16 protein-coding genes and 3 pseudogenes are annotated in these 22,193 nt (G+C 61.0%); 3 read left to right on the plus strand and 16 right to left on the minus strand.

The window, feature by feature from the left end; translation table 11 throughout:
* Positions 1-16: 16 nt before the first annotated feature.
* From BSY16_RS30185 to BSY16_RS30240, 12 genes are all read right to left on the minus strand, one after another.
* Positions 17-826: an ATP-binding cassette domain-containing protein gene (locus BSY16_RS30185; protein WP_069063422.1), complete on the minus strand. Its 810-nt coding sequence runs from the start codon at positions 824-826 to the stop codon at positions 17-19.
* A gap of 22 nt (positions 827-848) precedes the next feature.
* Positions 849-1,664, minus strand: coding sequence for an ABC transporter ATP-binding protein (locus tag BSY16_RS30190; RefSeq protein ID WP_069063423.1), 816 nt, complete (start codon positions 1,662-1,664; stop codon positions 849-851).
* A gap of 4 nt (positions 1,665-1,668) precedes the next feature.
* Positions 1,669-2,532, minus strand: a complete 864-nt coding sequence (locus BSY16_RS30195) for an ABC transporter permease (RefSeq protein WP_083243190.1) — start codon at positions 2,530-2,532, stop codon at positions 1,669-1,671.
* 5 nt (positions 2,533-2,537) lie between these two features.
* Positions 2,538-3,485: an ABC transporter permease gene (locus BSY16_RS30200; RefSeq protein WP_069063424.1), complete on the minus strand. Its 948-nt coding sequence runs from the start codon at positions 3,483-3,485 to the stop codon at positions 2,538-2,540.
* 18 nt (positions 3,486-3,503) lie between these two features.
* Positions 3,504-5,039 carry an ABC transporter substrate-binding protein gene (locus BSY16_RS30205; RefSeq protein WP_069063425.1) on the minus strand — a complete coding sequence of 512 codons (1,536 nt, stop codon included), beginning with the start codon at positions 5,037-5,039 and terminating at the stop codon, positions 3,504-3,506.
* A 324-nt stretch (positions 5,040-5,363) separates the two neighbouring features.
* Complete coding sequence (locus tag BSY16_RS30210; protein WP_069063426.1) at positions 5,364-6,653, minus strand: NtaA/DmoA family FMN-dependent monooxygenase; 1,290 nt, start codon at positions 6,651-6,653, stop codon at positions 5,364-5,366.
* Between the two features lie 21 nt (positions 6,654-6,674).
* Positions 6,675-7,598, minus strand: a complete 924-nt coding sequence (locus BSY16_RS30215; protein WP_069063427.1) for an LLM class oxidoreductase — start codon at positions 7,596-7,598, stop codon at positions 6,675-6,677.
* A 12-nt stretch (positions 7,599-7,610) separates the two neighbouring features.
* Positions 7,611-8,861 carry an acyl-CoA dehydrogenase family protein gene (locus tag BSY16_RS30220; RefSeq protein ID WP_069063428.1) on the minus strand — a complete coding sequence of 417 codons (1,251 nt, stop codon included), beginning with the start codon at positions 8,859-8,861 and terminating at the stop codon, positions 7,611-7,613.
* 129 nt (positions 8,862-8,990) lie between these two features.
* Positions 8,991-9,983 (minus strand): ABC transporter permease, encoded by a 993-nt coding sequence (locus BSY16_RS30225; protein WP_069063429.1) that lies wholly within the window; start codon positions 9,981-9,983, stop codon positions 8,991-8,993.
* A 4-nt stretch (positions 9,984-9,987) separates the two neighbouring features.
* Positions 9,988-10,938, minus strand: coding sequence for an ABC transporter permease (locus tag BSY16_RS30230; RefSeq protein ID WP_069063430.1), 951 nt, complete (start codon positions 10,936-10,938; stop codon positions 9,988-9,990).
* The gene (locus tag BSY16_RS30235; protein ID WP_069063431.1) at positions 10,931-12,541 is read right to left on the minus strand and encodes a dipeptide ABC transporter ATP-binding protein; all 1,611 of its coding nucleotides are present in this window, start codon (positions 12,539-12,541) and stop codon (positions 10,931-10,933) included. Before BSY16_RS30235 ends, BSY16_RS30230 begins: the two co-directional genes overlap by 8 nt.
* 4 nt (positions 12,542-12,545) lie before the next feature.
* Positions 12,546-14,315 carry an ABC transporter substrate-binding protein gene (locus BSY16_RS30240; RefSeq protein WP_069063432.1) on the minus strand — a complete coding sequence of 590 codons (1,770 nt, stop codon included), beginning with the start codon at positions 14,313-14,315 and terminating at the stop codon, positions 12,546-12,548.
* A gap of 440 nt (positions 14,316-14,755) precedes the next feature.
* Between BSY16_RS30240 and BSY16_RS30245 the strand changes: the two are divergent.
* The 3 genes and pseudogenes from BSY16_RS30245 (at position 14,756) to BSY16_RS30255 (ending at position 18,553) form a co-directional block, all read left to right on the plus strand.
* A pseudogene (locus BSY16_RS30245) lies at positions 14,756-15,900 on the plus strand (LLM class flavin-dependent oxidoreductase).
* Between the two features lie 10 nt (positions 15,901-15,910).
* Positions 15,911-17,161: a GNAT family N-acetyltransferase gene (locus tag BSY16_RS30250; protein WP_069063433.1), complete on the plus strand. Its 1,251-nt coding sequence runs from the start codon at positions 15,911-15,913 to the stop codon at positions 17,159-17,161.
* A 304-nt stretch (positions 17,162-17,465) separates the two neighbouring features.
* A pseudogene (locus tag BSY16_RS30255) lies at positions 17,466-18,553 on the plus strand (IS3 family transposase).
* A gap of 270 nt (positions 18,554-18,823) precedes the next feature.
* Here the strand turns inward: BSY16_RS30255 and BSY16_RS33015 are convergent.
* The 4 genes and pseudogenes from BSY16_RS33015 to fepB form a co-directional block, all read right to left on the minus strand.
* Positions 18,824-19,113 (minus strand): annotated as a pseudogene (locus BSY16_RS33015) (RES family NAD+ phosphorylase); the annotation flags it as partial.
* A 37-nt stretch (positions 19,114-19,150) separates the two neighbouring features.
* Positions 19,151-20,188 (minus strand): FecCD family ABC transporter permease, encoded by a 1,038-nt coding sequence (locus BSY16_RS30260; protein ID WP_069063434.1) that lies wholly within the window; start codon positions 20,186-20,188, stop codon positions 19,151-19,153.
* The gene (locus tag BSY16_RS30265; protein WP_069063435.1) at positions 20,185-21,225 is read right to left on the minus strand and encodes a FecCD family ABC transporter permease; all 1,041 of its coding nucleotides are present in this window, start codon (positions 21,223-21,225) and stop codon (positions 20,185-20,187) included. Before BSY16_RS30265 ends, BSY16_RS30260 begins: the two co-directional genes overlap by 4 nt.
* Positions 21,222-22,187 (minus strand): Fe2+-enterobactin ABC transporter substrate-binding protein, encoded by a 966-nt coding sequence (gene fepB, locus BSY16_RS30270; protein WP_069063436.1) that lies wholly within the window; start codon positions 22,185-22,187, stop codon positions 21,222-21,224. Before fepB ends, BSY16_RS30265 begins: the two co-directional genes overlap by 4 nt.
* Positions 22,188-22,193 lie beyond the last annotated feature (6 nt).

Raw genomic sequence — 22,193 nt, forward strand, 5'->3', positions numbered from 1 at the left:
TTGAGATCTGGACGTGCTACAGTTGCCGATGGATCGGCAGGACGCCTTCGACCAGGCGTCGCGTCGCCTCGTCGCGCCCTGCTCGGCCAAGTTCATTCGACGCAAAACTGTCCACCAAACGCCCCTCGTTCATGACCAGAATGCGCTCGCAGAAGGACTGGATGACACCGAGATTGTGGCCAATGAACAGGTAGGTCAGGCCGAACTCGTGCTTGATTTCACGCAGCAGATCGAGGATCTGCGCCTGGATCGACACGTCGAGCGCCGATGTCGGCTCGTCTAGAATGACGAAGCGGGCCTTCACGCCGAGCGTCCGGGCGATATTGATGCGCTGTCTCTGCCCGCCTGAAAATGCATGCGGAAAAAGCCTGGCATCCTCCCCACGAAGCCCCACGCGTTCAAGGAGGCGCAAGGTTTCCCACTCCGCGTCTTTCCGGGACGAAACGATCCCGAGACTGAGCATCGGTTCGGCGATCTGCACGCCAATCCGGCGGCGCGGGTTCAGCGATGCGGACGTATCCTGCGGCACAAGCTGGATATGGCGGCGATAGGCAAGCCGGTCCCTATCCGCGAGCCCCGAGAGATTGACGCCGTCGAACATGATGCTTCCGGAATCCGCACGCTCAAGTCCGGTCAGGATGCGGGCAATCGTGGACTTGCCGGAACCGGAGCCACCGATAAGGCCAACGGTTTCGCCATCACCAATCGAAAAGGCAACATCGTCGACAGCCGCCACGCTCCGGCGCACGCGTCGAAACAGGCCCCGCCCGATTTCGAACGTCCGGCGGAGGTCGCGCACATCGATCAAGGGGACTTCAACGGCCATTCTGTCAGGATCCCCGCGGTTTTCAGGAGATGAGATCGAGCTGCGGGACAGCGGCAATGAGACTGCGGCTATAGGCTTCCTTCGGCGCTTCGAGCACGCGGCGTGTCGGCCCCTCCTCGACGATGCGTCCCCTATGCATGACCGCGACGCGCTTGCTGAGATACGACACCACGCCGAAGTCATGCGTGATGACGATGATGGCCGTGCCGAATTCTGTGTTGATGTCGCGGAGCAGGTTCAACACCTGCAACTGCGTTATCGTATCGAGCGCCGTCGTCGGCTCGTCGGCAATGAGCAAGCGCGGCCGGCTGCTGATCGCCATGGCGATGACGACGCGCTGGCGCATCCCGCCGCTGAGATTGTGCGGATAGGATGAGAGCACGCGCTCGACGTCAGCGATGCCCACTTTGACCAGCCATTCGCCAGCGTCGACCAGCGCCTGCCGCCGGCCCACGCCATTGCGGAAGGCGATCATGTCCAAAAGTTGGCTGCCGATCGTGTGGACCGGGTTGAGCGAGGTCAGCGAGTTCTGTGTGATGAACGCGATATCCTTGCGCAGGACACGTCGCCGTGTGTCGCGGGAATGCAGAAGATCCTCGGCATCGAAACGGATGCTTCCGGCCGATACGCGCATGATGTTGGCAGGCAGGAGGCCGAGCACGGCGGACACGGTCACGCTCTTGCCGCTGCCGGATTCTCCGACGATGGCCAGGATATCGGTGGGCTGAACGCTGAGATCGATCGTGTCCAGAATGCGCCGGCTGCCCGAGCGCCCCAACAGTTCGACGCTCAGTCCCGCAATGTCGAGCAACGGCGTGGCCGTGGGATCTGTGCTCATGCGGTCAGCCCTGCTGCGGATCGAGGATGTCGCGCAGCCCGCTGCCCAGCCAGTTGAAGGCAAGCGACGTGACGATGATAGCGATGCCGGCTGCGAGCACGACATGGGGCGCACCCTGCGCAAACACTTCGACGCCCTCGACCGTCATCCGTCCCCAGTCCGCGTTGGGCGGCTGGATGCCCAGGCCAAGAAAGCTCAATCCCGAGGAAAAACCGATCATCGGGCCGATTAGGGTCGTGGCGTAAACGATCGAAGGCGAGACGACATTGGGCAAAAGTTCCTTGAAGAGGATTCGGCTGCGGCTTGCTCCGAGCAGCCGCGCCGTCTCCAGATAGCCCTTGCCGATTTCCCCAACGACGGCGCCGTAGACGATGCGCGTCATGTAGGGCACGAGAGAAATTGTGATCGTCACGATGATTGTCGTGAGACCCGGCCCGAGGAGCGAGACTGTGGCGATTGCAAAGAGGATCATCGGAAAGGCAAACAGCGCGTCGATCACCCGCATGATCAGTCCGCCCAGAAAAGACGACGTGTAGCCAGCGAGAAGGCCAAGGACCAGGCTGATGGCGAGTGCTGCAGCGACAGGCACTATGCCAGCGATCAGGGAAGGACGCGCGCCCCAGAGGAGACGGCTCAAAACGTCTCGGCCCTGCGCGTCGAGACCCAGCAAATGGCCTTCCGTTCCCGGTGGCAGCAGGCGCAGCGCGCCGTCTCCGTAAAGTGGATCGAATGGCGCGACCCACGGTGCCAGAAGCGCGGCTACGACGACAAACGCAATCACAACAAGCGCAACAGCGGTGCGGCCGAGCCGGAAGCCGGCGCCGAAAACCGGACGGCGGTTGGGTGCCGGCAACGGCGAAGGGGCCATAGTCACTACAGTGCCCTCCGCGGGTTGAGCCAGACAAGCACCATGTCCACGACAAGGTTGATCGCAACGAATGTCGTGGCGATCATCAGGACGCCCGCCTGGATAACAGCGACGTCACCGGCCGTAATGGCATTGAAGAGCTGTGCGCTGATGCCCGGCCAGGCAAAGACCGCCTCGACGAAGATGACGCCGCCGAACAGCGTGCCGAACTGCAGGCCACCGACGCTGACGATCGGCGGGAGGATGTTGCGCCAGACCTGCTTGCGGAAAATGCGGAACGAGGACATGCCGGCCGCCTGAGCGATCTTCACATAATCGGATGCCAGCACGTCGATCACCGCACCGCGCACCAGCCGGGCTATGATGGAAATCGCCAGTACCGAGGCCGCAATCGACGGCAGGACAAGATGCGCCAGAAGATCGAGGTTGGAGCCCCGTGCCCGCATGTTGCGCATGCCGGAGGACGGAAGCCAGCCGAGCTCGCGGGCAAAGATCCAGATCAGGATGAGACCAAGCCAGAAGACCGGCGTTGCCGCCAGAACCTCCGTAATGAACATGAGAACCTTGTCGAGCAGGCGCCCCGCCCGAAAACCGGAGGTGACCCCGATGGCCACACCGAACAGAAGCGAGAGGAAGAGGCTGGATAGGGCGAGGATCAGCGTATTGCCGAAGGCGGGAAGCAGGATCGACATCGCCGGAACCTGCGTGCTGATCGAACGGCCGAAATCACCATGGACCACACGCCACAGCCAGGCACCATACTGCTCGTGGAATGGCAGATCGAGTCCAAGCCTTGCCCGCATGTCCGCGATCTGCTCGGCCGTCGCCGACTGGCCGAGCAACGTCTTCACCGGATCACCCGGGGAAAGATAGACTATCAGGAAGACCACGAAGGTGACAGCCGCCAGCACAAGAATGGCGGCTGTCAGTCTTCTGAGGAAAAAAGCAATCATTGTCTGTCCGGACAGCCGTTACTTTTCTGCCAGCCAGACCTTTTTCAGGTCGTACCAAGCCTGGGCGGGTGACGCGAAGTCGCGAACGTTTTTGCCGACCGCGTAGTGTGTGCGCTCGAGGAAAAGCGGTATCTTGCCGACATCTTCGGCAATGATACGGTTCGCTTCCCGCCAGTTGGCAACCTCCTGGGCTGGATCGGTTGCGGCAATCGCCTTCGAAACGGCGGCGTCGAACGCCTCGCTCTTGTAGCCGCCGGTGTTTGAGCCGCTGTTGCTGTTGCCGACGATCGACAGCCAGTAGGGCGTCAGAAAACCCCATTCCATCGAGCTGAAGCCGACATCGGCACCCGGCGTGCGTTCCTGCGCCAGGAAGCTGTTCCAGTCATAGGAACGGATGTTAAGATTGATACCGACCTTGGCCGCATCGCGCTGAACCCATTCGGCAACAGCTTCGCCACCGGCATAGATGCTGATCGTTGCGCTCACGCCCTTCTCAAGTCCGGCTTCCTTCAGAAGCGCCTTCGATTTTTCCGGATCGAAATTGTAGTCACGGAACGCGGGATCGAAAGCCGCACTGCCGGGAACGAGTACGCTGTATCCCGGGCTGGCCGTGCCCTTCAGAAGGTCACGGGCCAGCGCTTCGCGGTCGATTGCATGGACAAGCGCCTGACGAACCCGGACATCCTTGAAAGCCTCGTTGGCGAAGTTGACGTTGTAGTAGTAGATCGAGGGGATGCTGACGTTCGGAACGTCGAAACCTTCGCCCTTCAGGCGTTCCACGGCATCACGCGGCGGCCAGGAGATGAGATCCACCTCACCGGTCTCGAGTGCTGCAACACGTGCATTGCCGTCCGGAATGGGGCGAAAGACGATGCGGTCGAGATAAGGTTTCTCGCCCCAATAGTCGTCGAAACGCTCGATCTCGACCGACTGGCCGCGAATGCGCTCGACGAACTTGTACGGGCCTGTTCCCGTCGGATGCTCCACCACGCCGTCATTTCCGTACTTGCGGATCGATTCCGGGCTCGCGATGAGGCCTGTGCCGCCGGATCCCTGCGCAAGAAGCCGCAGAAGTGGGCTGAAGGGCTGCTTGAATGTCAGGACGACGGTAGATGCGTCCGGCGTCTCCACCTTGTCGAGATGGATGTAGGTGTTGCGGACATTGACCGCCGTCACTTCATCGTAGAATTCGAAGGAAGGATCCCATGCGCGCCGGACGTTGAAGGCCACCGCTTCGGCATTGAAGTCTGTGCCGTCATGAAATTTTACGCCCTGACGCAGCTTGAAGGTATAGACCTTGCCATCGGGCGAGATCGTCCACGACTCCGCCAGCGCCGGGATGATGGTTGGGGAAGGCTCATCATTGCCAGATTTCGAGAGATCTTCGGAAACGAGCGCATCGAAAATGTGGCGCGTGATCCGGAACGTCTCCCAACCCAACTGTCGGCCGGGGTCAAGCTGCGTGATCTCTGCATTCTGGGCAACGACCAGCGTCCCGCCATATTTGTCATCCTCGCCGGCATAGGCGGCATATGAATAAGTGGCAGCGACCAAAGATACGCCTGCGGCTAGAGTTGGAAATAATTTCATGATGATAAGCCCTCTCAACGAATTATGCGCATCGCGTCGCCTGCGATGACATCAAGTTGGTGGCCACTGTAGCGGCCCAATCGAGGCATTCCAGAAATTAAATTATTAAATATATATATTTTATAGATTATTGTGTCGATACGCCCAGATTTTTCGGGCCGAGAAAGCGTTTGGCGAGGCACGGCGACAGTGGAACTCGTCGCCATATCGAATGAAGAGGCGCTGCCACGCCAAACGCCCACAAGATCCTGAAGGGACGCGAATTCGCGCCCCTCCTGTTGCGAGATCCTAGAAGGCAGGCGTGGGTGAGGCCGCCTGGAAATGCTCACGGAGCGTCTGCGTTTCGTATTGATGCCGGTAGAGGCCGCGCTTGCGCAGGATCGGCACGAGTTCATCGACGATGACATCGAGCCCGTCTACGAGGCGATCCGGTTGCAAGTTGAAGCCGTCGATGGCTCCGGCATGAAACCAGTCCTCGATGTGATCGGCCAGTTGCTCGGGCGTCCCGACAAATCCGGCATGGCCCGAGCCGGTATAACGGGTCTGCTTGAGATAGTCGCGCACGGTGGGATTGGTCTTGCGAATCTGCGTAATGATCGATTCGCGAAAGCCGATGCTTCCAAGGAAGGTCTGGGTGTCGCCCAGCGGGCCCAGAACCTCCTCTGGAAACGGCTCATCGAGTTCGAGCTTCGAGGCATCGACGCCGATCGCTTGTGAAAGCCAGCCGATGGAGTATGACGCCGGCCCTGCGTCGTGGAGTTCGTCGCTGCGGCGTCGCGCCTCTTCCTCGGTGCTGCCCAAGCTCAACAGCAGGCCGGGAAGAATCTTGATCTCGTCAGGTGAACGGCCATTGCTCCGTGCGAAACCCTTGACCAGACGGTAGTGCTCGATGGCCTGATTTTTCGTGAGCTCGGCAGCAAAGACACCCTCAGCCGCGCGCCCCGCCAATTCGCGACCCTGCGGCGAACCCCCGGCCTGAAAGATGATCGGACGGCCTTGTTTTGACGGCGGCACCCGCAAGCGCCCATCGACATCGAAGAACTCACCATGGAAATGGACGTCCCTGCCCGTGGCGGCCGACTCCCACAATGCCCGAACGACGTCGACAAACTCGTTTGCACGTTCGTAACGATCATCCCGCAACGGGACATCGGGTATCCCGAAGTTGCGTGCTGCGGGAACGCCACGGGTTGTCACGACATTCCATGCGGCACGGCCGCCTGTCTGATGATCGAACGACAGAAATCGCTCAGCGAGTTCGAAGGGGTCATTGAAGGTGGACGAGGCCGTGGCCACCAGGCCCACATGTGACGTCGCCGCGGCCACGTGACCCCAGTTTACCGTGGGTTCAAGGCGGATCGGATTGGCATCATAAGCTGGATCGCCAAGCAGAGGACCATCAGCCAGGAAGATGGCATCAAGGGTGCCGCGTTCGGCGGCCTTGCCAATATTTGCCCAGTAATCCGGGTCAATGAACGCATCTTTTTTGAGAAGCGGCGTCTTCCATGCCGCTGGGAGATATCCCAGCACCAACGCGTTGATGCCGAGGAGGACGTGTCCAGTTCGCTTGTTTGTCACGGGTAATGTCTCCGTTGTTGTCTACAAAGAGACATGAGGTTGCGGCACAGGGAACGCGGGCCGCGCGGTTGACGGCAGCGGCTCCGGTGCAGGCAGATTGAGTGCTGCTCGCAGTGGTCCACCCAGTGATGTGGGAGCAAAGCCATCGGCAAGCCACCGTTCTGCGGCGCTGAGCAGGTCATTCACAGACTGTTCAAGTCCCGCGCGCAGCACGATGCCTGCAAATGCTCCTGCGGGCGGCTCGTCGCCCAGCACGACGACAGGCACGGAGCCAGAGCCGCCCAGAATAAGGTCGATCGGGTTGTTGTCATCGACGGGCGGGGCGTCCGCCGGTGCTTCGGCATACCAGGCGATCACCGACGCACCTGTTTCCGGTTCGGGCGCGTTCAACGGCCCTGCGATGGAGAAGCTGTTGTCGATATCGACATGCACGATACGATTCGCCTCCACCAGGATGCCGGTCTCGCGGTTGCCGATGATCGAATCGTAAGGCCAGCTCTGCTCGAGTGCGCGCACTGCACGCGCCGTATCGTAGGCTGTCTGAGCATTGAGTGGCGCTCCCCCGCCAAGGCCGGCGCCACCCCAGGCCGGAGCGTCCCTCGGGCCTTCGGGTGCGTAGGCATCCCGCACGCCGATCAGCAGTCCGCTACGACCGCCCGACAGATGGGAAAGCGAGGCGACACGGCGCGCGATGTTATACGGGTGGTCGCGCTGCGGTGCCGCGGCGATGAGGAAGCGTCCATGCTTCGTGGAACCCGCAAGGGTCGCGCCGGCGGCACTGCTTGCAAGCGTAACCGGCGCAGGCGCGCTACCATCGATGCGGTCGATCCCGAGCACACTGAATGCAAGCGGCAGTGCATCCCAGCGGGATAGCAGTGATGGGCTTGTGGTGAGCTCCACCAGATGCGGGCCGGCAAGACCAAGGGCTAGATAGGGTTTCGTCATGGTGCCGTCTCCTCAGTTGCCTTGGCCGCCGCGACCCAGGCGGTCGATGCTGGATGCCGGAGAATTGTCGTTGACCAGATAGTCACCGAGGATGCGGGCTTTGTAGGCGACCGGGTTATGCGACGCGAGCGTACGCGCATTGCGCCAATGGCGGTCAAGCGCCGTCTCCTCGGAGGTTGCGGAGGCACCGAGAGCGCCGAAAATATGCGTGGCCGAATAGAGCACACCGTCGATGATCGCGAGTTGCGCCTGCGCCACGGCCACCTCTCCCGCGACGACCCGCTTGTCGCGCAAGGCGACATCGCCATCCGCATGGGCGACGGCGATCAGGTCCAGTGCGTTGGCGGCGCGACGCAACGCAGCCTCTGTCGAGAAGACCCGCACCGATACTTCGCCGATCACCTGCAGCAGTTGCGGGTCGAGCGCCGGCACCGGGTTCAGGCCTTGCGGATAGTTACGCCCCCGCGCCTTCAGCGCCTTGGTCCCGTCACGCAAGATCGCACGCGTGATGCCGGTGAGGACGGCGAGCAACGCCGTTTGATAGAAGTGGCCCTGATAGACGACACGCTCGCTCGCCGGAAAGACGTCCCCCTCATGGGCGATCGCATCCTGATAGGTGGCGCTGCCGCTTGCCGTGGTGCTCTGGCCAAATCCCCGCCAGTCGTCGGCAAGCACGACACCCGGCTGGTGGCGGCTGACCAAGGTGGTGATGAGCGAGCCGTCTTCGCCTTTGCCGATCACGTCGAGCCAATCGGCATAGAGGCTGCCGGTGGCATAGAATTTCGCACCTGTGACCTTGTAGGTGTCTCCCTCGCGGGTCACCGTCGTCTTGATATTGGCATATGTGCCGTTGTTTGCTTCTGTCCAGCCGCCGCCGATGAACTCGCGATCCCGGAAGCGCTGCAGCCAGCGATCATTGGCCTGCGAAGGTCGCGCGTTGAGGCGGTCCTCGATGAAGGCCAGATGATTGCGCCAGACGTGAGCAACATTCGCATCGGCCTCCGCCAGCAAAGCCAGCAGATAGTATGTCTGTTCGAGCGAGGCGCCCCACCCGCCAAACTCCTCGGGTATGCGCACGAGCGAAAAATCCGCGTCCTTCAGCCACTGCACCTGCTCGAAAGGAAATGTACGATTGCGCTCGCGCTCGACATTGCCCTCGGCAATACGGTCGAAAATTGGTTGAAACCGCTCCACGAGAGCTTCTTCCTTCGCTGTAGCGGGACGCAGATAAGTCAGCGAAGTCGGGGCGTCTACAGTGGTCATTTTGTTCTCCTGAATGCTGGTACGTCAACAATTGCGGGACAGATGTGATTGCGGGCTTGTTCGGTCGCTGTGGCGCGGCCTGCCTGGTTTTCTGTCCGATGAAAGGGATGGTCGGAGGGCGTGAATTCTTCAGTTTCGATTGGCTGGATCACGCCACTGCGCGACGAGATCGACGGCAAGGGTCGTGATGATGAAGGCGGAGGCGGCGAAAATGGTCGTGCCGATGACGACGGGGAAATCCCCCTCCAGCGCGGCGGCGATCGCCATGCGGCCGACCCCGTCCAACCCGAAGATCGTTTCCGTCACGATTGCCCCGCCCATGATGGCTGCAAGCTCCAGCCCGCCGAGCGTCAGTATCGGATTCAACGCCGATTTCAGGGCATGGGAAAAGTAGACCCGGCCTTCGGGAACACCCTTGGCGCGCGCCGTGCGGATGAAATCGTGCCCCAACACGTCGAGCATGCTGGCCCTGACCATGCGCTGAAACAGCCCGATTTCGGCAATCGCGAGCGTCGCCCAGGGCAGCGCCAGATGTCGGGCCCATTGCAGCGGGTCCTCGCTCAAGGGCACATAGCCGCTGCTCGGGAACCAGTGAATGCCCTGGTTCGAAAGCTGGAAGAACAGGAAATAGGAGATCAGTATACCACTCAGGAAAGTGGGGACCGAAAGGCCGACATAGGCGAAGAAGGCGAGCACGTGATCGATGAGCCGCCCTTGCCAGCGCGCTGCGGCAACTCCGGAAAGGATGGCAATCGTCATCCAGATCACCAGGGCGCCGAGTGCCAGCGAAAGGGTCACCGGAGCCTTTGCCAGAATGAGATCCGTAACCGGCGCCTGCTTGCGGAAGGAATATCCAAGAGCCGGCGGCCAATGCATCAATCCCATCGGCGCGCCCTGGATATCCGGACCGCGGAACAGGTAATACCACAGCTGTAAATACCAGGGGTCATCGAGGCGAAGCGAGCGCGCGACGGCATCAATCGACTCCTGTGTCGCATTGCGCGGTGCGAGCATCGCCGCGGGGTTGCGATAGGCGATCCGGGTGATGAAGAACGACAGGATGAGAACGATCACCAGCGTCGAGATCGAGCGCAAGACAACGGAGGAAAACTGTTTCGCCATGATCTCAGGCCCGCCTGCGGTTTGGGTCGAGCACGTTTCTCAAGCCTGCACTCAACGTATTGAAGCCTACGACCGTCAGGAACAAGGCGAGCCCGGGACCTGCCAGAAACCACGGCTGCTCCTGATAGAGGGAGGTCCGCTGCGCTTCGGCGATCATGTTGCCCCAGCTTGGCATCGGTGCCTGAATGCCGACGCCCAGGAAGGAAAGCGTCGCTTCCGCGACGATATTGGCGGGCAGCTGCACGGCCCAATAGACGAAAACCGTCGGTAGGATGTTCGGCAGAATGTCCAACCAGATGATCCGCGCCCATGACGCGCCGATGGTGCGCGAAGCCTCCACCATCGGGCTGGTGCGCAATTCGAGAGCGAGCCCGCGCGCAAGGCGCGCGAAATAGGCCCAGGAAAACAGGGCGATGATGGTGATGACCACGACCATGGGCGGCACGATCGGCTGGCCGGTTCCGCCGCGATTGAGCGCCAGAAGGCTGAGTGCCGTCACGACGAAGGGAAAAGACAGGGCAACGTCGATCGCCTGTGAAATGATGCGATCCGTCCGGCCAGCAAAAAAGCCGCTGACCAGACCGATGGCCGTACCGATGATCATCGCGATCGTTGTTGCGGGTACGCCGACGAGCAGCGAAACCTGCGCGCCATAGAGTGTTCTGACAAGAACGTCGCGGCCGTTGCCATCCGCGCCCAACGGGAACTCTAGCGTCGGACCGATTGGCAAGCCCATTTCGTCAAGCGCGGCCCCCTCGAACTGCTCCATGGGGCCGTGCCCCAACAGATGGCTCACCACCGGCGCTGACAGGGCCGCCAACAGCACGATACCGACAATGACGGCCCCCGTGCGCACTGCTCTCTCGCGCCAAAGGCGCTTCAGAAGCAGAATGCCCGGTGACGGCGATGCTCTGGGAACCACCAGCGCGACCGGCGAGTGAATGGTGTCAGCCATAGACGACATCCTCAAGTTCCGCCTCTGCGGGCGGACGTTTACGGCCTGGAATGGATGCGAGCAGCCGCCGCGTGTAGGCATGCGCGGGGCGCTCGAAGACCCGTTGTGTTTGGCCGACCTCGACGATCTGTCCCTTTTCCAGCACGATCACCCGGTCGCACAGTTCACCGATGACGCCGAGATCGTGCGAAATGAACAGAAACGATACGCCTAGTTTGTCGCGAAGCCGGGCAAGCAGCTTGATGACCTTCGCCTGGGTGGTGATGTCGAGGGCGGATACCGGTTCGTCGGCAACGATCAGCGAAGGGCGGAGCGCGATCGCCCGCGCGATCGCGACACGCTGCCGTTGGCCGCCGGATAATTGCGACGGCAACCGATCCAGAACGTCATGGGGCAATTCCACGTCGGTGACGAGTTGCCTCACTTTCTCGCGCAGCTCCGCCTTGTCGACCGTGCCATGAATGACGAAAGGATCCGCAAGGATGGCCTCGATCCGCCGTCTCGGATTGAGGCTGGCATAGGGATCCTGGAAGACCACCTGGATCGATTTGCGAAGGTCGCCCGGCAGGATTCCACTGGAACCCGGTTGGGAATAATCCCTTCCCTGCAGGCTGATGCGCCCCGCGTCGGGCCGATCCAGGCCGGCGATCAACCGTCCTATGGTGGATTTTCCCGAGCCGGACTCGCCGACGAGACCGAGGATCTCTGCTTCTCCAATGGTGAAGGAGACGTCATCGAGTACGGGGCGCGATCCGAAGGACCGGGCGACGGCCTGCACGTCGAGCAGAGGGCGCGTAGCCTGTCGATCTCTTTGCACGGCATAAGACTTGGGGCCGCCGAGGCGCGCTGCGCCGAGCAGTTCCCGGGTATAGTCCTGACGCGGCCGGAGATAGATGTCATCCGCGGGCGCTTTCTCGACGATGAGACCATCGCGCATGACGACCACATCGTCGGCAATGTCGGACACGACGGCGAGATCGTGGCTCACGAAAATCAAAGCCGTTCCATGCTCTTCCTGCAGGCGCTTGAGAAGATCGAGGATTGCCGCCTGGACGGTGACATCAAGGGCAGTCGTCGGCTCGTCTGCGATGATCAGTCCCGGATCGAGCGCGATGGCGATGGCAATCATCACCCGCTGGCGCATACCGCCCGAGAGGTGGCGCGGATAATCGGAGAACCGGGCCTGCGGATCGGCGATACCGACATCGTCAAGCAGAGCCAGCACGCGCTCATGCTTTTGCCGTCGTGTTATTCTCTTCTGATGGACCGAGATCGCCTCGCCGATCTGATCACCGATGGTCTTCAGGGGATGGAGGTTGCTGAGCGGGTCTTGAAAGACGAACCCGATCTTCGGCCCGCGAAGCCTGCGCAGATCCCTGTCGGGCAGGCCAAGTATTTCTTGGCCACGGTGCAGAACGTTGCCCTCCACCGAGGCGGAACCGGGCAGAAGCCCGGTTGCACCCAGAAGGCTTGCGCTCTTTCCCGATCCCGACTCGCCGACAATGGCAAGTGTCCTGCCGGATTCGACGCCGAAGGAAACGCCCCTCACCGCCTGGACACCGCCAAATCGAACGCGCAGATGATCTACGGAGAAGACGGACATTCCGCTATGAACCCGAGTTCTTCAGCGCGATGTTGGTGATGTCAGCCTGCACCGCGAGCGAAGACCATACCCAATGGCTGATGCGATCCGAGGTGATGGCGATCTTGCGCTTTTCGAAGAGCGGGATCCAAGGCAGGTCCGTCGAGACGATCTTGTCGGCCTTCGTCCAAAGAGGCGTGGGATTGTCCGAAGGATAGGCTTCCGCCGCAAGCTTGTTCAATTCGGGATTGCTGTAGCAAATCGCATAGACGTTTCCGGGGCCGCAAGGCGACGCATCCGAGTTGAGCCAGCCGCCGAGCAGCATTCGCGTGCTCGGGCCCTGCCAATCCGGCGAGAAGGTGGCGTTCAGGAAGATATCCCAGCGCGACTTGGGATCTTGAACATAGGCTCGCCATTCGCTGGCGGGCGCCGGGATCAAGTTCAGCGTGATACCGGCAGCCGCGAGGTCCTCCTTGAGCGTTACGGCGATCGTTTCGTTTTGGGCGTTGGTACGATAGAGTGCATCAAGTGTGATGCCGTCGGGATAACCAGCCTTCGCCAGGAGTTCCCTGGCTTTTTCCGGGTTCCCCTTGTTGCCTTCAGTTGGATAGGGATCGAACTGCTCGTATCCCGAAATCGTCGAGGTGATGATCTGCGACAGGGGCACGGCGGCAATAGATCCGCCGAGCGTTTGCACCAGATGGGCGCGGTTGACTGCGTAGGACAAGGCTTGACGCACTTCAGGCTTGCGCAGCGCCTCGATCCCTTCACTTGTCGCATTCTTCTGCGCATTTATGGTGATGAAGTTGGCCGAGCCGCTGTTGGTCGCATGCAGATAGGGGCTGTCCTTGGACACATACTGCCGGATGGTGCCGCGTGGCGGCGTGTCGAGATAGAGCGACAGGTCAGCCTCGCCCGCCTGAATTTTCTGGACGACCGCGTCTTCGCTGTTGGTGGTGAAGTCGACATGAATCTCGTCGACATAGGCCTTGCGGGCTTCGTCCGACTCCGCTTTGAAATTCTTGGCCTTCTTGAGAACCAGCTTTTGCCCCTGGTCGTAGGAGACGACATAATACGGTCCGCTAGAAGGAAGATTCTTGCGGGATTCCAGCGAGTCCGGGAAGTATTTCGATGCGATTTCGGAAGCGACCGGCGATACGAAATTCATCGAGAGAATATTGAGGAAGTCGTAGTTCTTGGTGTCGGAATGGATCACCAAAGTCTTGTCATCCGGAGCGGACACACCGGAAATTTCATGGCTATCGATGAAGGCCTTGCTCGCCGCCAGATCGCCGGTCGGTACTTTCGAAAACTCTTTGCAGTAGTCGACGAAGCCCGAGAACACGAGGTTGAAATAGTTGATGGCCGCGACCTGCTTGTTGGGGTCGCAGAAGCGCTTGATGCCGTAGACGAAATCGCCGGCGACGATCTTGCGTTCGGTCGAGCCCGAGAAGAAAATATCGTCCTTCAAATGGAAGGTGTACGTCTTGCCGTCCGGGCTGACATCCCAGGACTTGGCGAGATCTGGCACCAAAGTCGTGTCCTCCTTGAGACCGACGGGGGAACCCGGATAGGTGACGAGCTGTCGTGTCGTCGCCCGCAGGATCTCCCATGACTCGACGCTGTAACCGGTCAGCGGATCGAAGGCGTCAAGATCGGCTTCAAGCGAGGCGATGCGCAGCGTACCACCAAACTTCGGCTCATCGGCGAGCGCCGGGGCACACAGGGCAGTGTAAGCGGCAAGAAGCGGAACGGCGGCCCGCTTGGCGGAGCGCAAAAGAACGTTAACATGCATGGGGTGGATCGCCTCGGTTTGAATTGAATGCATTATTTCTATAGTTTTTATGCATTATTGAAACGAAGCGACGTTCCAATTTCAGCCCCCGCCGGAAAAATAAGATGCAGATAAGCGGGTTTCGCCAGAAAATCAGTGTCGCGTCGAAGCGTTTCGTTCTGTCCGCGCGACACCGCCCGCACCGATGACGGCCAACATTGCCCAAACCGTTGCCACCATCTCTACCGCGAAAATTGGGAACGATTTTCCCTCAAGTGGCCGTATTTGGAACAGATTGCCCACGCCAAGCGTCAAATCCCGTAGCATAAATCTATAAAATTTATAGACTATAGGCTGACCCCAATGGCTTCAAGCGAGCATCCAAACCATCCTCCCTTGCTAATTTTAAACGCTCTGCCCGACCGAGCGCGCTCGCTCTGTGCTCGTGGGGAGCGTTCGGCATGAGCGGCAATATCCATCTCCACTGGTATCTACCGACGAATGGCGACAGCCGGGGCCTGACGGGCTCGGGAAACGATAGTCACGTTGTCGAGGTTTCCGGCGGCTTCCGTGCACCGACACTTTCATATCTTGGAGAGGTCGCACGCGCTGCCGAACAGCAGCATTTCCATGCGGTTTTGACCCCCACCGCACATGGTGTGAAGACGCCTGGATCACCACTGCGGCCCTCGCCCGGGAAACAAGCCGACTGAAATTCCTCGTCGCGTTCAGACCCGGGCTCATATCGCCGACGCTCGTTGCCCATCAGGCGGCAACCTTCCAGAGAATGACTGGCGGGCGGCTGCTTCTCAATGTCGTTACAGGCGGCGATCGCTTCGAACAGGCACGCTTTGGCGACCATCTCGACCATGATGCACGCTATGAACGGACGGAGGAATTCCTTTCTGTCGTGCGTGGGGTGACGTCCGCACCAGCGGAGCAACCCTTCTCCTTCACGGGAAAGCACTATGACATCCGGGAAGCGCGCATCGACCCTACGCCCTACGGCCTCCCTCAGATCTTCTTTGGCGGCGCCAGCCCGGCCGCTCTGGACGTGGCAACCGCACAGGCCGACGTCTATCTGGTTTGGGGGCGCCCGCCGGAACTCGAGGCGGAAAATATCGCGCAGCTGAAAGCGCGTGCTGCCGCAAAAGGCCGCTCGTTGCGCTTCGGCGTGCGCCTGCATGTCATTTCACGCGATACGGAAGACGAAGCCTGGGCCGTGGCCGACAAGCTGCTGACGTGGCTCTCGCCGGATCGGGTCCGAAAGGCGCGCGATCTGCTCGCCAAATCCGAATCCGTAGCCCAGAGCCAGATGTCGGCGCTGCACACGCATCGGGAAGGCCTGCCGGCTTCAGCACGCGAACTGGAAATCCACCCTGGCCTTTGGTCGGGCTATGGGCTCGTGCGCGGCGGAGCGGGCACGGCCCTCGTCGGCAGCCATGCGCAGGTTGCCGACCTGATCGAAGCCTATCACGACGTCGGTTTCGATCACTTCATCCTCTCAGGCCAGCCTCATCTTGAAGAAGCCTGGCATTTCGGCGAGGGCGCCGCAGCCTTTCTCAAGGCGCGGGGCCGTCTCGCTCCGGTAACACCGCAGTCATAAGGAGAGGCACATGCCATCGCTCTCGATAGTCCCATCTTCGGGCAGCCCAAGCCTGGATATCCGATCGCTGAATGGTAACGAGGACCGCCGGAAGGCATTTGCCGTATTCCGGCAGGCCTTGCTTGGAATCGGCGATTTCGGCCGTACTAGCCCAGAAACCGAGACGCGGTTTCTGGCAGAGGGCCAATCGCTTGGCGGCTTCGAGGGGGATATCTTGCGGGGCGTCGTGAACGGCTACGATTCATCGATCACCCTGCCCGGTGGCCGGCGTGTGCGCCACCTGTCTGTCACACATGTCGGCGTCTCTCCCGATGCGACACGCCGAGGTATCGCCCGTCAGTTGATCGTCGAGCAGCTTCGTCGCGCCCGCTCCGAAGGCTATGTCGTCGCAGGTCTCAGGGCATCCGACACTGGCATCTATGGCCGATACGGGTATGGCATCGCCTCATGGTCGGTCCGACATGAGCTCGACCTGACCCGCGCCGAACTTGCTACTACCACGCCCCGCGAAGAGCTTCGCATTGTCGACGCACGCGAAAATTTTCCCCTGTTTCGACAGATCGCCGACTCCGATCCGACGCCGCGCGCCACAACCCTGTCTCGCTGGGATGGCTGGTGGGCCATGCAGGAGTTTCGCACGATCCATGGCACAACGCCCTACCACGCGGTCGTTTTCGGCCCCGAAGGAAACGAGCGCGGCTATCTGCGCTTCCATATCGAACCCTCGGACAACTGGTTCACGTCATCGCAGCGCACCGTGATAATCGACGATCTAATCGCACATGACGATGAGGCGTGGCGGGGCCTGATCGGCCATCTCTTCACGCAGGATATCCTGCACCGGGCGGTTTTCCCGTCCCAACCGGTCGATGACCCGTTACCCCTGTTTTTGCGCAATCCTCGGACATTGGAAATCTCCGGTCAACGTGACGAAAGCTGGATACGGCCTCTCAATCTGGCGGCTTTACTTTCCGCCCGCCGCTTTGGCGGGACGCGGCAGGTAACGCTTGCCGTCGAAGACGATCTGTTCCCCGACAACAGCGGTCTCTGGTCTATCGGAAAGGAGGGTGCAGTACGAAGCACCGAAAGGCCCGAAGCCCGGCTTGCAATCGCGGACTTGGCAACGCTGATATTCGGTGCGCACCAAGCGACATCTCTCGCAGCGTCGGAACGTCTTTGGACGGCTTCCGGCGAGATCACGGAGGAATTGGATCTCATATTCGCCTGCAGTCGACGTCCCCACTCAGGCATATCATTTTGAACGCTAGATAAATCGCGCTCAGGGACCGAGGGTATACCATTGGCTCAACCCGTTCTACCCGGCATGGACGCCTCGAAAGGCTGTGAACCGCTCCCCCGGTTGTTACAAGTTCAATACGTATCAGATATTCTAGTCGTCTGATGACCCTGGCTTCGCTGGAGCGGCCTATTTGGAGCCTTGAGAAGAAAGACTATTTTCAAACACAGATTGGAGCGCTTGCTCCTGATCTGCCCCCTTCAAACTGGACCGATTTTGGTTAGAGTTTTCCGGTGATTTTCCATGGCTGGGAAAGGAACGGAAGACGATGAAGGCATCGCAGTTTTCGGACGCGCAGAAGGGCGGGAATTCGGAAGCAGGGTGATGAAGGGATGACGGTCGCGGAGATTGCCGCAAAGCGGAGATCTGCCAGGCGACCTATTTCAACTGGAAGAAAAAATACGCCGGTCTGTTGCCGCCGGAGATGAAGAAGCTGAAGCAGCTTGAGGACGAGAATGCGCGGCTGAAGAAGATCGTCGTGGACCTGACGCTGGACCGCGAGATGCTGCAGGATGTCATTCGGCGAAAGCTTTAAGGCCTGCTCGGAAGCGGGAGGTGGTGAAGGGTATGTGCCGGGATTGGACGATCTCGATCCGCGTGCTTGCGGTGCACTCGACTTTGATCGGTCGACCTACCACTACACCTCCCGTCGTGCCGATCAGGCCGGTCTGGAGCGTCGTATTCGGGAGATTTGCGAGACGCGCGTGCGCTACGGCTACCGTCGTGTGCATGTGCTGCTGGAACGCGAAGGTTGGGCACCAACATCAAGAGAACCTATCGTATTTACAGAGACTTGGGCCTGCAGTTGCACAACAAGACGCCGAAGCGCAGGATCAAGGCAAAGCGGCAGATAGCGATCGGTCCGAACGACGTGTGGGCGATGGACTTCGTGCACGACCAACTCGCGACCGGAAAGAAACTGCGGGTTCTGACGGTAGTCGACATCTTCTCACGCTACGTGCCCGTGCTTGATCCGCATCATAGCTATCGCGGTGAAAACGTGGTGCAAACGCTGGAACAGGTGTGCCGCCAGGTCGGCTATCCGAAGACGATCCGTGTCGATCAAGGTACTGAATTTGTGTCGCGCGATCTCGACCTTTGGCCTATGCCAAGGGCGTGATCCTGGACTTCTCACGGCCAAGTAAACCGACGGACAATGCTTTTATCGAAGCCTTCAACGGCCGCTTGCGAGCGGAGTGCCTGAACCAGCATTGGTTCCTGACCCTTGCGGACGCCCGCGAAAAAATGGAGGATTGGCGCAGAGACTATAATGGCTTCGGCACCCATGGTGCGATCGGCAACAAGGTACCGATCTCACTGATGAATCCGACAAGCGCCGCCAGCCCGCTTCCCTGAGACAGGCCGGAAAACTCTACCATCCCCTGGTCCAGAAACTTGGGGCGGTTCACTAACGCATGCATTAGCATCAAAGTCGGATCACCCAATGGGGGCAGACCAACTGCCAATGCGCTACTTAAGGTTTTCGATGACCTGATGGCCGAGAAGTGGCTGCCGTTCATGACCATGGAGCGAATTTTCGGCTTCAGCCGGGTCGATGTTCGCGAGGTTACTCATTCTAACAAGCGACCGTTCCGAAAACCGGGAAGCCCGCCGCTTCTTATCGAATCAGACGCCGAACAAGCGGCGGTTCCAAAACACGGGTTGGTTCAAGCCAGTTGTGATGCTGGCGAATTCTGGATTAGCAGGATTGATCAATATGTTGCTGTCGAGCCTTGCAACAACGTTTGGGACCAAAAGGATAGCACTCCGCCGCTGCGAGCATCAGGCCTCTCCATAGGATTTGCTTATAGTAGTGGGCATGGCATCCCAACCGGCAAATCCGGTGGTGAGAACACTTCATAACTCGTTCCCTTTGGGATTGTAATCTCCACATATTGCTGGTTCGGTAGCAGTCGCCGCTGCTTCCGATCCATGCGCCAACGCCGATCGACCTCAGACCGACTTGCTGCGCATCAACAACCACAGGAGGTAAACCCCGCCCAGGAGCCCTGTGGTCAGCCCTATAGGCATGTGGACATTGATGGGCAGGTGCTGGCTGGTGAGGTCAGCCGCAAGAAGCAGCGCCATGCCCATCATTGCGCCAGAAATGACGGGAACGTCCGGTGATGCGCTCAGCCGCCGGGCAAGCTGCGGAGCAGCGAGCGCGACGAAGGCGATGGGGCCGGCAGCGGCGGTGGCGATTGATGTCAGCCCGACAGCCGCCATGATCATCACGAGCCGCGTCCGTTCGGCATCGACGCCAAGCTGGCGGGCGGCATCGTCGCCCATTTCGAGCAGGTTCAGGCGGCGCGCGTGGGCGAGGGCGACAGGCAGGACGACCGCAAAGCCGATGGCGGCGGGCACGACATGCAACCAGGTGCGCGTGTTCAGCGAACCAGCAAGCCACAACTGGGCAGACGCCGCCTGATCTAGACCGCCGCTCACCAGCAGGATCGTGTTGACGCCGGAAAGCGTGGCGCCGACGCCGATGCCGACCAGAACGAGCCGGTATCCGCCGGTGGAGCGGCCCTTCCGGGCAAGCAGGAAGACGGCGACCGCCGTCAACACGCCGGAAAGCACGGCCGCTACCGATGTCTCGAGCGGCCCGGCATTCAGCAGCATGATCTGCACGATAGCACCGGTCGCCGCCCCCGTCGTGAAACCGATCACATCCGGGGAGCCGAGCGCATTGCGCGAAATGGACTGAAAGCTCGACCCCGCCATGCCGAGCGCGCCGCCGACGAGAATGGCCGTCAGCAGCCGCGGAAGCCGGATGCGCAGGATGACGCGCTCGGCCTTCGCATTCTCGCCCTGCCCGGTAAGCGCCGCCAGCACTTCGCTTGCGCTGAAGGACAAGGTGCCTGTGCCGAGCAGGAGGATGGCGAAAACCGCAACGATCAGCGCCAGCACGCAGCAGAGCACGACGACCCTTGATCGCCAGCAAAACGACAGCGGGCCGAAACGGCAGACGGATACGGGCGCGTTTGTCATAGCTGCTTCAGTCGGAATTTTCGGACGATGAGGATGAAGAACGGACCGCCGATCAATGCGGTGACGATGCCGGCAGCGATTTCCTCCGGTGCGGCGATTACCCGGCCGAGACTGTCTGCGCCGAGCAGGAGAATGGCGGCGAAGAGAGCGGAATAGGGAAGGATCCAGCGATAATCCGGCCCGGTGACGGTGCGGGCAAGATGCGGGGCCACCAGCCCGACGAAGCCGATGGGGCCGGCAGCGGCCGTCGCCGCACCGGAAAGCAGCATCACCGCGAGGCAGGCCAGAACCAGTGTAAGGCGTGTGTTGAGGCCGAGCGCCTTGCCGAGATCATCCCCGAGGGCAACCGCATTGAGGTTTCCGGCAATCGAGACGGCTGCTCCAACCCCGAAGAGTGTTGCGATGGCGAGGATGCCGGCAATGTCGAACCCGCGCCCGGCGACCGACCCCGCCGCCCAGTTGCGAAAATTGTCGAGCACCGCGAGGGGCGCATTGATCAACATGATGCCCGTAACCGCGCCCAGCATGACCGACAATCCGGCACCGGCAAGCACCAGCCTCACCGGGTTCGTCCCGGTTTCGTGCGCTCGTCCCAGCACGAAGACGGCGGCGCCCGCCATGCCCGCGCCGGCGATACCGAACCAGACGTAGCCTGCCATCGTCGTTGCTCCGAAGACCGAGGCACCGAGCACGACCGCAACGGCGGCGCCGGCATTGACACCGAGCAGACCGGGTTCGGCCAGCGGATTGCGGGTGACCGCCTGCATTACCGCGCCGGCGAGACCAAGCGCGAGACCTGCAAGAAGCGCGACGACGGTTCTCGGAAGACGCAGGCTCCAGACGATCAGATGCTGGTCGTCGCGCGTATCATGGACGAAGACTGCATCGAGAACGACATGAAGGGGAATGGGCCGCGAGCCGAAGGCAAGGCTGGCAAGGCAGAGCAGCACGAGCACCGCAAGGCCGGCGAGGAGCCCGGCGAGCCGCCGCCTGCGGCGCAAGTCGCCCACCGCCCCACCCGAAATCGCCGTGGTCATTGCGTTTTCAGGGACAGGGCCACGGTGTCGATCATCTGCAGGCCGGAATAATAGTCGATGCGGAAGGACGTGGGTCCTAGCGGATAGACCCGCTTACCGGCGACGGCAGGAAGATTGGTGAGAACAGGATCGGCAAGAAAGGCCGTGACGTCCTCCTGCGTTGCCCGCAGCAGAAAGACGCTGTCGCCGGCGATCGCCGCCGGCAGGTTCTCCTGCGAGATGAATTCGAAATCGGAAGCACGGGTGACTTGGCCGCGGAGGCTCTCGGGTAGGCCGACCAGCGTCATGCCAAGTGCTGCGAGAAGCTGGGCCTGCGGACTCGTGGGCTTGCTGACGGAATAGCTGCCGCCGACGTTGTAGCCGACGATACTGGCGGTGCCCGCTACGCGCGGCAGCGTGGCGGCAACCTCCGCCGCATAAGCATCGAAACGGCGGATCGCCTCGGCCGCCTGGTCCTCGAGGCCGGTGGCCTTGCCGAGCTCCAGCGCGATGTCCTGCCAGCTCTGATTGGAATAGTTGACCACGATCGCCGGGATGCCTTGCGCCTCAAGCTCGGCATAGTGCGCCACGACGCTGTCGGCGCCCGTCGCCGAAACGATCAGCAGGTCCGGTTCCGCACCGATCACGGCTTCGATGTCGAATTCAAGTTTGCCATAGAGCATCTCGACACCGCGCTCGTCGGCAACCGCCGCCCACTGCGAGAAGAAGCCCTTGTCATCCGTCAGCGCGCTCGGCGTTGTCGCGGCGGTCGCGACGACCGGCGCGCCGATGGCGAGAAGGATGCCGGTGAGGCTCGGCGCCGTCGAGACGATCCTTTTCGGCCGCGCCGGCAGGGTCAGTTCGCCGGCGTCATGGCGCACGGTGCGCGGCCACGCATCCTCGGCGCGCGTGGTGCGGAGCGGCAGGAGCGCGGTAGCAGCAAGGCCGAGAGTAGAGGTGAGGAATGTGCGGCGAAGCGTCATGGTCGT

The organism is Sinorhizobium sp. RAC02 (genome assembly GCF_001713395.1).
In the GTDB taxonomy this organism is placed as follows: Bacteria; Pseudomonadota; Alphaproteobacteria; order Rhizobiales; family Rhizobiaceae; genus Shinella.

Coding starts and splice junctions, on each gene's coding strand:
- BSY16_RS30260 (WP_069063434.1), bottom strand. CDS start 20,188: ATGACAAACGCGCCCGTATCCGTCTGCCGTTTCGGCCCGCTGTCGTTT.
- BSY16_RS30200 (WP_069063424.1), bottom strand. CDS start 3,485: ATGATTGCTTTTTTCCTCAGAAGACTGACAGCCGCCATTCTTGTGCTG.
- BSY16_RS30230 (WP_069063430.1), bottom strand. CDS start 10,938: ATGGCTGACACCATTCACTCGCCGGTCGCGCTGGTGGTTCCCAGAGCA.
- BSY16_RS30220 (WP_069063428.1), bottom strand. CDS start 8,861: ATGACCACTGTAGACGCCCCGACTTCGCTGACTTATCTGCGTCCCGCT.
- BSY16_RS30215 (WP_069063427.1), bottom strand. CDS start 7,598: ATGACGAAACCCTATCTAGCCCTTGGTCTTGCCGGCCCGCATCTGGTG.
- fepB (WP_069063436.1), bottom strand. CDS start 22,187: ATGACGCTTCGCCGCACATTCCTCACCTCTACTCTCGGCCTTGCTGCT.
- BSY16_RS30235 (WP_069063431.1), bottom strand. CDS start 12,541: ATGTCCGTCTTCTCCGTAGATCATCTGCGCGTTCGATTTGGCGGTGTC.
- BSY16_RS30185 (WP_069063422.1), bottom strand. CDS start 826: ATGGCCGTTGAAGTCCCCTTGATCGATGTGCGCGACCTCCGCCGGACG.
- BSY16_RS30240 (WP_069063432.1), bottom strand. CDS start 14,315: ATGCATGTTAACGTTCTTTTGCGCTCCGCCAAGCGGGCCGCCGTTCCG.
- BSY16_RS30195 (WP_083243190.1), bottom strand. CDS start 2,532: ATGGCCCCTTCGCCGTTGCCGGCACCCAACCGCCGTCCGGTTTTCGGC.
- BSY16_RS30250 (WP_069063433.1), top strand. CDS start 15,911: ATGCCATCGCTCTCGATAGTCCCATCTTCGGGCAGCCCAAGCCTGGAT.
- BSY16_RS30190 (WP_069063423.1), bottom strand. CDS start 1,664: ATGAGCACAGATCCCACGGCCACGCCGTTGCTCGACATTGCGGGACTG.
- BSY16_RS30265 (WP_069063435.1), bottom strand. CDS start 21,225: ATGACCACGGCGATTTCGGGTGGGGCGGTGGGCGACTTGCGCCGCAGG.
- BSY16_RS30225 (WP_069063429.1), bottom strand. CDS start 9,983: ATGGCGAAACAGTTTTCCTCCGTTGTCTTGCGCTCGATCTCGACGCTG.